Origin of the sequence: Nocardia coffeae (assembly GCF_019890715.1) — a bacterium.
GTDB lineage: Bacteria > Actinomycetota > Actinomycetes > Mycobacteriales > Mycobacteriaceae > Nocardia > Nocardia jiangxiensis.
In genome coordinates this window covers 94,692-108,422 of sequence record NZ_JAINZY010000013.1, presented here as the reverse complement: position 1 = coordinate 108,422, position 13,731 = coordinate 94,692, and the positions used below count along the sequence as shown (strand labels likewise).

General features: G+C 68.1%; 12 protein-coding genes. 5 read left to right on the top strand and 7 right to left on the bottom strand.

The features are described from left to right. Nucleotides 1-168: 168 nt before the first annotated feature. From K7711_RS35705 to K7711_RS35695, 3 genes are all read right to left on the bottom strand, one after another. Nucleotides 169-666, bottom strand: coding sequence for a gamma-glutamylcyclotransferase family protein (locus K7711_RS35705; protein ID WP_222975278.1), 498 nt, complete (start codon nt 664-666; stop codon nt 169-171). Between the two features lie 249 nt (nt 667-915). Then, complete coding sequence (locus K7711_RS35700) at nt 916-1,704, bottom strand: MBL fold metallo-hydrolase (protein WP_235748295.1); 789 nt, start codon at nt 1,702-1,704, stop codon at nt 916-918. A gap of 144 nt (nt 1,705-1,848) precedes the next feature. Then, nucleotides 1,849-2,757: a hydrogen peroxide-inducible genes activator gene (locus K7711_RS35695; RefSeq protein WP_222975276.1), complete on the bottom strand. Its 909-nt coding sequence runs from the start codon at nt 2,755-2,757 to the stop codon at nt 1,849-1,851. Between the two features lie 111 nt (nt 2,758-2,868). Here K7711_RS35695 and K7711_RS35690 point away from each other — a divergent pair, with 111 nt between their 5' ends. Continuing rightward, nucleotides 2,869-3,456, top strand: coding sequence for a peroxiredoxin (locus K7711_RS35690; protein ID WP_040823786.1), 588 nt, complete (start codon nt 2,869-2,871; stop codon nt 3,454-3,456). 26 nt (nt 3,457-3,482) lie between these two features. Next, nucleotides 3,483-4,022, top strand: coding sequence for an alkyl hydroperoxide reductase (locus K7711_RS35685; protein WP_222975274.1), 540 nt, complete (start codon nt 3,483-3,485; stop codon nt 4,020-4,022). Between the two features lie 110 nt (nt 4,023-4,132). Here K7711_RS35685 and K7711_RS35680 read toward each other — a convergent pair whose 3' ends face one another. After that, the gene (locus K7711_RS35680) at nt 4,133-4,738 is read right to left on the bottom strand and encodes a DUF5134 domain-containing protein (RefSeq protein WP_222975272.1); all 606 of its coding nucleotides are present in this window, start codon (nt 4,736-4,738) and stop codon (nt 4,133-4,135) included. A 112-nt stretch (nt 4,739-4,850) separates the two neighbouring features. Beyond that, on the bottom strand, nt 4,851-6,074 hold the full coding sequence (locus tag K7711_RS35675; protein ID WP_222975270.1) for an aminotransferase family protein: 1,224 nt from the start codon (nt 6,072-6,074) through the stop codon (nt 4,851-4,853). A 190-nt stretch (nt 6,075-6,264) separates the two neighbouring features. Between K7711_RS35675 and hrpA the strand changes: the two genes are divergently transcribed. Continuing rightward, complete coding sequence (hrpA, locus tag K7711_RS35665) at nt 6,265-10,866, top strand: ATP-dependent RNA helicase HrpA (RefSeq protein WP_235748294.1); 4,602 nt, start codon at nt 6,265-6,267, stop codon at nt 10,864-10,866. Nucleotides 10,867-11,057: 191 nt separating this feature from the next. Further along, nucleotides 11,058-11,474: an SRPBCC family protein gene (locus K7711_RS35660; RefSeq protein WP_222975268.1), complete on the top strand. Its 417-nt coding sequence runs from the start codon at nt 11,058-11,060 to the stop codon at nt 11,472-11,474. 12 nt (nt 11,475-11,486) lie between these two features. Here the strand turns inward: K7711_RS35660 and nrdR are convergent, their stop codons facing one another. After that, on the bottom strand, nt 11,487-11,978 hold the full coding sequence (nrdR, locus tag K7711_RS35655) for a transcriptional regulator NrdR (RefSeq protein WP_040823795.1): 492 nt from the start codon (nt 11,976-11,978) through the stop codon (nt 11,487-11,489). 126 nt (nt 11,979-12,104) lie between these two features. After that, complete coding sequence (locus K7711_RS35650; RefSeq protein WP_222975266.1) at nt 12,105-12,602, bottom strand: LysM peptidoglycan-binding domain-containing protein; 498 nt, start codon at nt 12,600-12,602, stop codon at nt 12,105-12,107. 356 nt (nt 12,603-12,958) lie between these two features. Between K7711_RS35650 and lexA the strand changes: the two genes are divergently transcribed. After that, on the top strand, nt 12,959-13,708 hold the full coding sequence (gene lexA, locus K7711_RS35645; RefSeq protein WP_308015101.1) for a transcriptional repressor LexA: 750 nt from the start codon (nt 12,959-12,961) through the stop codon (nt 13,706-13,708). The last annotated feature ends 23 nt before the right edge of the window (nt 13,709-13,731 follow it).

The following is a 13,731-nucleotide window of genomic DNA, read 5'->3' as shown; positions in this document are numbered from 1 at the left end:
GCCGGCACCGATCCGGCGCGGCCTAGATTGAGCATTCGACGCCGTCATACTGTCCCCGCAGCGCTGAATGAACAACCTTCGCATCGAAAACTGAGCATCCTGCACAGTTTTCAACAGTGCGACTGGGCACCGATTATGCAGCGTGCAACCTCGAGTGTGACTGCGCTCTCACCGGGTGCGGCGGCCGAATTCGGCGCGCCACCGGGCGCACAAGGTGGTGTAGCCGTGCAGGTGGTCGGCGGCGAATTCCTCGGGGTGCCAGTCGCGCTCGGCGACGACATCGGTCCACACGAAGGTCGGCACCGGTTCCTCCCACCCCATCACGCGGACCGATCGCAGCTCGTACAGCTCGTCCTCGAACGCGTCGATGATCTCCCAGTCCGCCGGGGTGAGCCCTTGCAGCACCAACCCGGAGGCTATGCGGCCCGGTTCGGCGACCAGGCCCGGATAGGCACGTTTCGGTAACGCCGCCACCCGCCGGTCGCGCGCCACGCCGAGATCCGCCTCGGGCACCCGCCCGAGCAGTTCCTCGAGCACCGGACCGAACTGCAACGTGCCATAGGCGAACAACGTGTCCGCCTGCGGCGCCAGCGAACTCAATCGGCCCGCGGGCGCGGCGGTATCGCCACGCGGCCCGGCGGGGCCGCGCGCGCCGCCCTCCGTCACGCGAGTCCGCGTTCGACCCGCCCGTCGGGCAGAACGCGGTACGCGAGGCGGATTCGAGTACCGCCGGTGAGTTCGCCAGTTATTTGCGGTGCCGGAGTATCGAGCGCGGCCAACGCCGCGACAATTCGCGCGATTTGATCTGGGCGCGCGACCGGCACGTCGGAATCGAGCTGGGGCGCATTACGTGTCATGTACCCATGGTGCCTCATCGACGCGCCGGAAACATGATATTGGGGGTGGTGAACTGACTCACGCTCCAGATTCGCCACCACGCCATTGCGTGGGCCGCACCGTCGAGGACGTCAGGCGGGTGAACGCTTCCCCGTCGTGAGCACTGAAAATGGTGATATCGGCGCCGTGTGCGCGGTTCAATTCCAGCAGCCGACGGCGGTTGTCGCGGTAGGGCATTCCGGCCACCGCGGCCAGCTCGTAAAGCCGCCACAACAACGGCGTATGTGGTTGTGCCGGATCGATTTCGCTGCCGACGCCGAACGCATCGCCCGCGTGCAACAACCATCCCCGGCCCGTATCGATCGCGACGCCGACGTGTCCGCGGGTGTGACCGTGCAACGGCACCACCAGAATCTGCGGCGGCACACCGGGCAGATCGCGTACCGCGCGGAAGCCGAACCATTCCTCGCCGCCGTCGATTTCGTTCACCATCCACCGCGGACCGTGCGCCCACTGCTGCGCCCGATACCGGGTCCGCTCGGAGAACGTCCGACGCGCGGTCGCGGCCCGGAATTCCGGGCCGTGCACATGTACGGTCGCCTCCGGGAAGTCCGAGAGCCCACCCGCGTGATCGAAATCCAGGTGGGTGAGCACGATGTGGCGGACATCGGCGGGGTCGTACCCCAGCCCCTGGATCTGACGGAACGCCGTCTCGTGCTCGGCGAGTTCGAGACCGAGGACGAAACGACTCGGGCCCACCATCGTGCCCGGATCGCGCACACAACCGAGACCGAATCCGGTGTCCACCAGAACCAGTCCGGCCCCGGTCTCGATCAGCAGACAGTGATCGACGGTACCCAGTGCCATGCTGCCGCAGTTGAGATGATGAATCCGCACGCCGAGAGCGTCCCAGACGCTCCCCTGCCGGTCAATCGTATCGGCCTTCGGCACCAGGCATCGGCGCGGATTTGTGCGCGAGGACACTCGGGCGGGCGGTTCGGTCGGAGATGATCACACCGGTCGGTGCGTGCGAATCACCTCGGCGAGCTGTTCGTAATCCTCGGTGCGCGCGGTCGATCCGCGGAAAACCAGCCCGAGCGTGCGCCCCGGGGCAGGGGCGGCGAATCGGGCGATCTGCAGTGCGCCACGGGCGGTTTCGGCCGCGACGGCCATCTCCGGGATGAGTGTGACGCCCAAACCGCCTGCGACACACTGCACGACCGTCGACAGCGAAGCGGCACGGGTGTCCCCGACCGGCCCGGGGCGCACGTCCTGGGCGCGACACAGGTCCAGGGTCTGGTCCCGCAGACAGTGTCCCTCGTCCAGGAGCAGCAGCGGCAGTTCGTCCAGCACGGCGGGCGAGAGTCCACCGCGCCCGGACAATTCGTGCCCTTCGGGCACCACCAGGACGAATTCCTCACTGTAGAGCGGGATTTCGACCATCCCGCCGGTGTCGGACGGCAGTGCGAGCAGCGCCACGTCCAGTACGCCGCTGCGCAGCCCGTCGAGCAGGCGCGCGGTCTGATCCTCGATGACGTGCGGCACCATCGCCGGGAATCGGTGCCGCAGTTCGGGCAGCACGGCCGGCAGCACATACGGCGCAACCGTGGGAATGATGCCCAGCCGCAGCGTGCCGCCGAGTCCGTCGCCGACTGCGGAGGCGATGAACCGATCGGCTGCCTCGAGCGTCGCCATCGCTTGCGGCAGCAGGCGTTTGCCCGCCGCGGTCACCAGAACCCGGCGCGTACTGCGTTCGATCAGTTGCAGTTTCAGGCCGTTTTCCAGCGATGCGAGCGACTGCGATAACGTGGGCTGGCTCACGCTCAATCGCGCAGCCGCCGTGCCGAAGTGGCGATACTCGGCGATCGCCACGAACGCACGCAGCTGTGACAGGGTGGGCTGATAAGTCTGATCAGTCACGCCTATCAGTATAGTGCGACTGATCACGTTTACCTTTTGCCCCGCTGCGGGCAAGATCACAGCGAACACTTCTGCACGGCAATCCCGACAACGAAGGACGAAGGAGAAAGCATGGCTCTGCTGACCATCGGCGACCAGTTCCCCGCGTACAACCTCACCGCAGTGATCGGCGGTGACCTGTCCAAGGTCGACGCGAAGCAGCCCGACGACTACTTCACCCAGGTCAGCAGCGACGACCACGCCGGCAAGTGGCGCGTGGTGTTCTTCTGGCCCAAGGACTTCACGTTCGTGTGCCCCACCGAGATCGCCGCGTTCGGCAAGCTGAACGAGGAGTTCGCCGACCGTGACGCCCAGGTGCTCGGCGCCTCGGTCGACAACGAGTTCGTGCACTTCCAGTGGCGTGCCCAGCACGAGGATCTCAAGACCCTCCCGTTCCCGATCCTCTCGGACCTCAAGCGCGAACTGGTCACGGCCACCGGCGTTCTCAACGCCGACGGCGTCGCCGACCGCGCGACGTTCATCGTCGACCCGAACAACGAGGTCCAGTTCGTCTCGGTCACCGCCGGTTCGGTAGGCCGCAACGTGGACGAGGTGCTGCGCGTGCTCGACGCACTGCAGTCCGACGAGCTGTGCGCGTGCAACTGGAAGAAGGGCGACCCGACCATCGCGGCCGGCGAGCTCATGAGCGCCAGCGTCTGACGCGAGAACCGAAGGAGTTACCAGCTGTGACCGTCGAGAACCTGAAGAACTCGCTCCCCGAGTACGCCAAGGACCTCAAGCTCAACCTGTCGTCCATCGCGCGCTCGACCGTACTCAGCGAACAGCAGTTGTGGGGCACCCTGCTGGCCTCGGCGGCGGCCACTCGCTCGGCGGTGACGCTGCGCGAGATCGCCGACGAGGCCGCTGACACGCTGTCCGCAGAGGCGTACAACGCCGCTCTGGGCGCTGCCTCGATCATGGGCATGAACAACGTGTTCTACCGAGGCAAGGCGTTCCTGGAGGGCCGGTACGACGATCTGCGCGCCGGACTGCGGATGAACATCATCGGCAATCCGGGTGTGGACAAGGCCGATTTCGAGCTGTGGTCCTTCGCGGTCTCCTCGATCAACGGCTGCCAGCACTGCCTGGAAGCGCACGAGAACACCCTGCGCGAGGCGGGCGTCTCCCGTGAGGTGATCTTCGAGGCGCTGCGCGCGGCCGCGATCGTGGCGGGCGTCGGGCAGGCGGTGCAGTCCACCCAGGCACTGACCGCGGCCGAGGTCTGATACCGCGGGCGTCTCAGCGCCGCAGCACATCTCGCGATGGCCGCGTACTCGTCGAGTACGCGGCCATCGGCGTTCGATGATGCCTTGCGCGATGCCCGAAAGGGCAGTATTCAGTTCAGCGCAGCCGCGGCGAGCATGTACGCGGTACCCAGATCCATCACCACGTGCGGAATCACCGCGGCCGGGGTCATCGCATGTCCGCTCGCATGGCGCAGCGCCGATATCGGACCCGGAACGAACATCAGGACGGCGTCCAGGACGAACAGCGCCGCGAACACCAGCATCGGGACGGACGACCCGACGGGCGGGCGATCCATGGCCATGCTCATGCCGTGCCCCGACATCGACCACAGCATCGCCGTGGCCGCTGTCAGGTGATAACCGATCGTCGCGGCCCGCGCGGGCGCGCAGTCACCGTTGCGCCAGGCCCACACCCGCCCGGCCAGGACCGCCGCGTACACCACCGTCATCGCGGTGAGCACACCGCGCAGCGCGTCCGGCGCGGCGACCATCGGGAAGACCAGCATCGCCAGCATCACCAGGCACATCAGCAGATGTGCGGCATCGGACTCGTGATCGGCGGCCGGACGCGAGGCGCCACCGACCACGCCGTGTGCGAACACCGGAAGCCTGCCCGCGACCAGCACCGCCGCGACGACGAAGCCCGCCGCGATCCCCCAGCGCAGCACCGGGTATTGCGCCACGAAACCACCCACACCCCACCGCCTTCCCGCGACGCGAGCACGCCTCGTTCCATGCTCGCATCCCGTGACGGGTCAACGGCACCCTTTCATCGGGGCATCCGGTGTGGTAGCTGCCGCGCGGGCCTCAGCCCAGGGCGCGTCCGAACGCTGCCGCCAGCTCCGCCACCTGCTGTTCGGTGATGACGAAACTCGGTGAGATCTGCAGTGCGCCCTGACCGGCCGCGCGTCCGGAAACCCCCTGCGCGCGAAGGTCTTTCACCATCGCGGGCCCGTCGGCCGGATCGGCCATCTGCACCGCGGCGACCGCGCCCAGACCGCTGCGCACCTCGGCCACGCGAGGGTGCGCCGCCAACGGCGAGAAGTGTTCGTGCAGCAGCGATTCCAGATTCTTGCTGGCGTCGATCAGATTCTCACGCTCGAGAATGTCCAGATTGGCCATGGCGGCGGCGGCCGCACCGGCGTGGCCGCCGTAGGTGTAGCCGTGCCGGAACCAGACGTCGCCGGAGTAGAACGGCTCGGCCACCCGAGGTGCGGCGAAGACCGCACCCATCGGCAGGTAGCCGGAGGTCAGCCCCTTGGCCGTGGTCATCAGGTCGGGCTCGAGCCCGAAACGCGTGGAGGCGAACCAGGATCCGCCGATCCGGCCGAATCCGGTGACGACCTCGTCGGCGACGAACAAGATGTCGTTCTCCCGGCAGATGCGCCGCACCTCGGCCAGATAGCCCTCCGGCGGCAGATACACCCCGCCCGCGCCGATGATCGGCTCACAGAAGAACGCGGCGATGCGGTCCGCGCCGACCTCCTCGATCAGCTCTGCGAGGGACTTCGCGTCATCCCACTCGACGGTCCGGGCGTCGGGAACCAGCTCGCCGTATCCGGCCCGGTTCGGCGCGATACCGCCCAGAGCCGTTCCGGCGTAATGCATTCCGTGGTAGGCGAGCCGACGGCCGACGATCAGGGTCTTCTCGGGCCTGCCCGTCTCGTGCCAATAGCGGCGCGCCAATTTGGCGGCGGTGTCGACCGAATCGGAGCCGCCGGAGGTGAACATGATCTTGCTGCCGGGCACCGGAGCCAGCTCACCGAGACGTTCGGCCAGCTCCTGCGTCACCGGTGCGGTGATATCGCCGAAATTGGAATAGTGCGCCAGGGTCGACAGCTGCGCGGCCACCGCATCGGCGATCTCGCGACGACCGTGGCCGACGTTGGTGAACCAGAGCCCGGCAGTGGCATCGAGGTAGCGGGTACCGGCCTGATCCCAGATGTAGGCCCCTTCGCCACGCGCCACCACGAAGGCGCCGTCCCGCTCGACCGCGCCCATATCGGCGAATCCGTGCCACAGCGATCCCATGTCTGGCTCCTCTCGTCCGCACCGCCGGGGGCCTTTCCTCGCCGCCACCCGCGCGAGGCCAGACTACCTGCGGGTACCGCCACCGGCGCGAGCAGTGCGAACGCTCCCGGGCGTGATCATCGCCCCGACCGGCCGCACCCGATAACCGGTGGCGGACCGGGGTGGTGAATTCGCTAGGCTGGAGGACGCAATGACCAGGACCGCCGCCACACCACGCGAGCTCCGTACCCGCCTGGCCGAACTCTCGATCCGCGACGAACACCGGTTACGGCGACGGCTCGACAAGGCCCGTGGCGGCGACCTCGCCGACATCGAGAACGAGATCACCGCCGCCGAGGGCCGTATCGCGGCCCGTCGCGCCGCGGTTCCGCAGATCCGCTATCCCGAACAACTGCCCGTCTCGGCGCGCCGAGACGATATCGCCGCGGCCATCGCGGCACATCAGGTGGTCGTCATCGCCGGTGAGACGGGCTCGGGCAAGACCACCCAGATCCCGAAGATCTGCTTGGAACTGGGCCGCGGCATCCGCGGCACGATCGGCCACACCCAGCCGCGGCGCCTGGCCGCCCGCACCGTGGCCGAGCGCATCGCTCAGGAGCTGGGCACCGAACTCGGTGACGTGGTCGGCTATACGGTCCGTTTCACCGATCAGGCCTCCGACCGCACCCTGGTCAAACTGATGACCGACGGCATCCTGCTCGCCGAGATCCAGCGCGACCGGATGCTGCGCCGCTACGACACGATCATCATCGACGAGGCGCACGAACGCAGCCTCAACATCGATTTCCTGCTCGGCTATCTGAAACAGCTACTGCCCAAGCGCCCGGACCTCAAGGTCATCATCACCTCGGCCACCATCGATCCGGAACTGTTCGCCCGGCATTTCGGCACGCAGACACCTTCCGGCCGCGAGGATTCCGTCGACGGTGCGGCATCGACCGCCGAGGGCACTGCGACCCCGGACTCCGATTCGGCAGCGCAGCAAGCCGATCGGCGCGAGACCGCGTCCCACGACGCCGGGGAATCGCCACCGCGTCGGAACGACGGTGCGGGCCCTGCGGACTCGAGCGCGGCCGCGCCGATCGTGGAAGTCTCCGGGCGGTCGTTTCCGGTGGAGGTGCGGTACCGGCCGCTGTCGCTCGAAATTCCGGTCACCTCGGAGGATCTCGACGACGAGGACACCGAGATCGTGGACCGGGATCCGACCGACGCCATCGGCGACGCGGTGCGTGAACTACTCGCCGAGGGAGACGGGGACATCCTGGTTTTCCTGTCCGGGGAACGCGAAATCCGTGATGCCGCCGACACATTGCGCGATATACGGCTGCCGCGGACCGAGATCCTGCCACTGTTCGCCCGGTTGTCGGCGGCCGAGCAGCATCGGGTGTTCGAACCGCACACCGGGCGACGCGTGGTGCTGGCGACCAATGTCGCGGAGACCTCGCTGACCGTGCCGGGCATTCGCTACGTCATCGATCCGGGCACCGCGCGCATCTCGCGATATTCGTTGCGCACCAAGGTGCAACGGCTGCCGATCGAGCCAATTTCCCAGGCTTCGGCGCGGCAGCGGTCGGGCCGATGCGGCCGCGTCGCGGACGGCATCGCGATCCGGTTGTATTCCGAGGACGATTTCGAATCCCGTCCGAGATTCACCGAACCGGAGATCCTGCGCACCAATCTGGCCGCGGTCATTCTGCAGATGACCGCCCTGGGACTGGGCGATATCGAGAGCTTCCCGTTCGTCGAGCCGCCCGATTCCCGCGCCATCCGCGACGGCATCGCACTGCTCGAGGAACTCGGCGCGCTGACCCACCGCGAGGATCGCGGCCGCGCGGGCTCGGCATCCGGCACGGCCCTGGCGCTGACCCCGATCGGCCGCGAAATGGCGCAGATCCCGGTGGATCCGCGGATGGCGCGCATGCTGGTCGAGGCACAGCGCGGCGGCTGCCTGGCCGAGGTGCTCATCATCGTGGCCGCCCTGTCCATCCAGGACGTCCGCGAGCGTCCGGTCGAACATCAGCAGGCCGCCGACGCCCAACACGCGCGTTTCACCGTCGAGGGCTCGGACTTCCTGTCCTACCTACGCCTCTGGGATTACCTGCGAGAACAGCGAAAGGCACTGTCCTCCAACCAGTTCCGCCGCATGTGCCGCGACGAGTTCCTGCACTACCTGCGCATCCGCGAATGGCAGGACCTGCACGGCCAACTCCGCACCATCACCCGCAGCCTGGGCTGGCATCCGGACACCGATCGTCCCAACGTCGAATCCGACGGCATCGCAACACTATCCGATGCTCGAGGCCAGCGGGGTGCGGGAGCCGCTGCCCCGGGGCGAGATCGGGCAACCGAACGCGGCAAGCCGTCCGAACGAGACCAGCGCTCCGCATCCGACGCCGGGCGCGGGAACGACAAGCGGTCCAGCAACGGTGAATCCCGTTCCGACCGAGCCGAATCCACCCGCAACGGACGCGGAACGCAGCCCGGCGACCAGGCCGGAGGAAGCGACGGAGCCGTGCGGGGCCGCGGATCTCGTTCCCGCGGTGACGAATCCGCATCCCAGGAGCGTGGTGGCGGCTCGAGTCGTCGCGGCCGATCCGGCAGCAGGCGCGAATCCGGGAACGGCACAGCCGAATCCGGGCGTGAACGGACCGCCGTGCAGCGGGCCGGACAGGCGGATGCACCGCCCGCGAGCGCACCGGAATCGGATGGGTTGCCGTGGGATGTGACGTCGATTCATCAGGCGCTGCTGGCGGGCATGCTGTCGCATATCGGGGTTCGTGAGGCGGAGACGCGGGAGTTCCTCGGGGCGCGCAATGCCAAGTTCATGATCTTCCCCGGGTCGTCACTGGCGAAGAAGCCGCCGCGGTGGGTGATGGCGGCCGAACTGGTGGAGACCTCGCGGCTGTGGGGGCGCACCGCGGCACGGATCGAGCCGGAATGGGCCGAGCGACTGGCCGGTGATCTGGTCAAACGCACGTATTCCGAACCGCACTGGTCCACCAAACGGGGCGCGGCCGCGGCGTACGAACGGGTGACGTTGTACGGAATCCCGCTGGTCGTGCAGCGGCGCGTGGATTTCGGCCGCATCGACCCCGAGCTCTCCCGCGAGTTGTTCATCAGACATGCCCTCGTCCAGGGCGAATGGCAGACTCGGCACGAATTCTTCGCCCGCAATCGCGAATTGCTGGAGGACGTGGCCGATCTGGAACATCGAGCGCGCCGACGCGACATCCTGGTCGACGATCAGGTGCTGTTCGACTTCTACGACGAGCGGGTTCCCGCGGACATCGTCTCGGTCCGGCATTTCGACAGCTGGTGGCGCACACAGCGACGCGAGAATCCGAACCTGCTGGACTTCACCGCGTCGACGGTGGTGAACGACGATGCGGCCGTGCTGGATCCGACCGCGTACCCGGACAGCTGGCGGCAGGGCGAGCTGAGTTTCCCGCTCACCTACCAGTTCGAACCCGGGCAAGCCGACGACGGTGTCACCGCGCACATCCCGGTCGCCCAGCTCGCGCACATCCGGGCGGTCGGTTTCGACTGGCTGGTGCCGGGGATGCGCGAGGACCTCGCGGCGGCATGGATCAAGACGCTTCCGAAACATCTGCGCCGCAGCGTGGTTCCGGCACCCGACTTCGCCCGCGCGGCCCTGGCGCAGCTCACCCCGCGCGCCGAACCGTTGCGGACCGGGCTGGCCCGGGAACTGTCCCGGCTCGGTTCGTTCACAGTCCGGCCCGCGGATCTGAATCCCGCGGCATTACCGGACCATCTGCGGATGACCTTCGCCGCCACGGCGCCCGATGGCACCGTGGTGGACCGCGACAAGGATCTGGCAGCGCTGAAGAACCGGCTGTCCGACCAGGTCTCGAAATCCGTCGCGCGGGCCACCGCCGCCGCCGAACGCCCCGCCGCCACGGTGTGGACCTCCGAATCGCTGGGCGCGCTGCCGCCCTCGGTCCGCCGGGAGGTGGGCGGACAGACCATCACCGGCTATCCGGCGCTGGTTCCCGAGGGTGCGGGCGTCGCGGTGCGAGTGCTGGCCTCGCCGGCCGCGCAGGCCGCCGCCATGCGCACCGGCACCCGCGTGCTGCTGTTGAATCAGCTGCCCGCCTCGGCTCGCGCGGCCACGGCCGGGCTGTCCCCCACCGATCGCCTTGCGCTGAGCCAGAATCCGTCCGGCTCGCTGGATGCGTTGATCGAGGACTGCCGGGCCTGCGCCGCGGACGAGCTGATCGCCGAGAATGGCGGCCCGGTCCGGGCTCCCGAGGAATTCACGGCATTGGTCGAGCGGATCCGCCCGCAGTTCGGCACCGCGGTGGCCCGCATCGTGCGTCTGGTGGTCCCGGTCCTGACTCAGGCCCACCACGTGCGCAGCGCACTGGCCGGCACCACCGATCGCGAGATCGCCGAGGATGTCCGCCATCAGCTCGACGACCTGGTTTTCGCCGGATTCGTCACCGAATTCGGCAGTGCCCGCCTGCGTGAGCTGCCCCGCTACCTGCAGGCCGCGGCGTCGCGTCTGGAGGCGCTACCTGCCTCGGCGAACCGCGACCGCCAGGGCATGGCCGAACTCGACCGCGTGCACGCCGCCTACCAGCGCCTGCTCGAGGCCCTGCCCGAGGCACGCCGCACGGGCCGCGACGTCACCGAAATCTGGTGGATGATCGAGGAACTGCGCGTCAGCCTCTTCGCTCAGCAACTCGGCACGCCATATCCGGTGTCGGCCAAACGAATCGAACGAGCCATCACCACGGTCCGCACCACACCGGTCACCCGCCGCGCACACTGAGGTCGATCACGTCGTCCGACCGCCGCCCCGGCTCATGACAGCACCAACCCGCAGGGCGCATCCGAACCTCGGCGGATCGGGCCGAGGTGGCACAACTCGAGTGTGATCGCCTGGCGTGGACCGGTTCCGTGATGGTCGGGCCGGGCTCACATCCACCCCGCGACCGACCAGCACCGACGTATCGTGGTGCGGTGACCTACCCGGTGCGCACTATCACCATCGATATCGACCGATCGTTCGACGAGGTCGCGGATTTTCTCGCCGATCCACTCAATTTTCCGCGCTGGGCGACCGGTCTGTCGTCCGGTATCGAACCGGGCTCGCCGAGTACCGGCGCGGAGCCCGGCGAGTGGATCGCGGCCGCCCCGCAGGGCACGGCCTTCGTTCGATTCAGCCCACCCAACCCGTACGGGGTGGCCGATCACCAGGTCCGATTGCCGGACGGATCCGTGGTGCACATCCCGCTGCGCGCCATGCGCAACGGCGACGGAACGACCATCGCGTTCACGCTGTTTCGGCTGCCCGACGTGGACGACGAGCAGTTCGACGCGGACAGCGACTGGGTGCGACGCGACTTGAAAGCCCTGAAAGCGTTGTTGGAGAAGTAATCCGCCGCGGGTTCAGTCCTTACCCGCGGGAACCGGCTCCTCCTCGCGCGCCTGTTCGGCGCGACGGCGGCGCAGATCGGCGATCTCGTGCTCGAAATCGTCTGCGGAGCTGAAGGATCGGTAGACCGAGGCGAAGCGTAGGTAGGCGACCTCGTCCAAGTCGCGCAGCGGACCGAGGATCGCCAAGCCGACCTCGTGACTGGGGACCTCCGGAGATCCCGTGGCGCGCACCGCATCCTCGACCTGCTGAGCGAGCAGGTTGAGCGCATCGTCGTCGACCTCGCGGCCCTGGCAGGCACGCCGCACGCCGCGGATCACCTTCTCCCGGCTGAACGGCTCGGTCACCCCGCTACGTTTCACCACCGATAGAATGGCGTTCTCGACGGTGGTGAACCGTCGCCCACATTGCGGGCAGGCACGACGGCGCCTGATGGCGGTGCCTTCCTCGGCCTCACGCGAGTCGACCACCCTGGAGTCCGGGTGCCGACAGTATGGGCAATGCATCCGAGTTCCTTCGTCGATGCCTGCAGTCGTCCATAGCCATGCTGTATCTACACAGCACTGTCGAGGATACCTGTCGGCTCGCCAGGGTTCGGATGCGGAGTCGACGCCGCCACCGCCCACGGAACACTACCGCCCGGATGTCGGCACGATCAGTGTCCCGCCCGTGGCGACCTGCGCGCCCCGTAGCGAGTTGAGCTGCACGATCCGATCGACCGTCTCGCGCACCGGGACCCCGGGCGCCACCCGCGCGGCGACCTCCGCCAGCGGCTCGCCCTCGTGCACCTGGACGACCGTCGTCGTCGGACTCGGCGCCGCACCCGCGCGCAACTGAGCGATCCCGAGCAGGCCACCGACCGCCAGCGCACTGAGCAGGGCGGCCAGCGCCAACGCCGCGAATCCGATCCGCGCCTGCTCGACCCGGGCCTGCGGATGCGGCGTCTCAGCGAACCGGACCGGCGGCCGGTCGTATCGCATGACCCCGGAGGGCGGTCGAGCGGTGCGTAATCGACCGGCGCGCACCTCCCGGCGGCCCACTCCGGCCGCCCGTGGCCGGTGACCGGGCATAACGGTGTCGAACCCCGAATCGCTTGCGGTGATTTCGATTTCGCTGATCGTGGTGCGCATCGGACGGACCTCCGGGGGCGGTGTGCTGGATCGATTTCCGGTTTTCGATCATGTGTTCGAAGAACTGATGTTCGATTTCTACCACGCGCCACCGACAAAGTCACCACCATCCGCGACATGCGTCGAACAGATGTTTGAAACCTGGCCGAGACCGGACTACATTCGGAGCACGCGATCCGGCGCAGGCCGGTACGAGCGGATCAGACCGACGCGGTGGCCGAGCGTCGGCGCACGACCCGAGGAGGACGAAGCACACCCATGAACGGGAGGACCACGACCGTGAGTGAGCGCAGCGAGGCAACCACGGACACCGCGCGCATCGCGCACGCCCGACCGAGCATCGGCGAGGTGCGGTCGTGAACGAGCGCAGAGCCGAGGACCGCGACGACACGGCCGGTCCCGTCGGCGCCGACGAGAGCGCCGAAACACCCGGCACCGGAACGGATCTCACCGCCCGCCAGCGCAGGGTGCTGGAGGTCATCCGCACCTCGGTCAGCGAGCGCGGTTATCCGCCGAGCATCCGCGAGATCGGTGATGCGGTCGGTTTGACCTCGACATCCTCGGTCGCCCATCAGCTGCGCGCCCTCGAGCGCAAGGGCTATCTGCGGCGCGACCCGAACCGTCCCCGCGCGGTGGACGTACGCGGTCTGGACGAGACGGCGATGCGCGCGGTCACCGGCGTGACCACACTGCACGCGGTGCCGAGCGAATCCGAGTCCGGCGATCAGCCGACACCCACCTACGTTCCGGTGCTGGGCCGGATCGCCGCCGGTGGCCCGATCCTGGCCGAGCAAGCGGTGGAGGACGTATTCCCGCTCCCCCGCGAGCTGGTCGGCGAGGGTTCGCTCTTCCTGCTGAAGGTCGTCGGTGAGTCGATGGTCGACGCGGCGATCTGCGACGGCGACTGGGTCGTGGTGCGTCAGCAGAACGTCGCGGACAACGGCGATATCGTCGCGGCGATGATCGAGGGCGAAGCCACCGTCAAGACGTTCAAGCGCACCGGCAAGGACGTCTGGCTGATGCCGCACAACCCGCATTTCGAACCGATTCCGGGTAACGACGCGCAGATCCTGGGCAAGGTCGTCACCGTCATCCGCAAGATCTGAGGTCGCCCCAGCGCCTGCCGTGC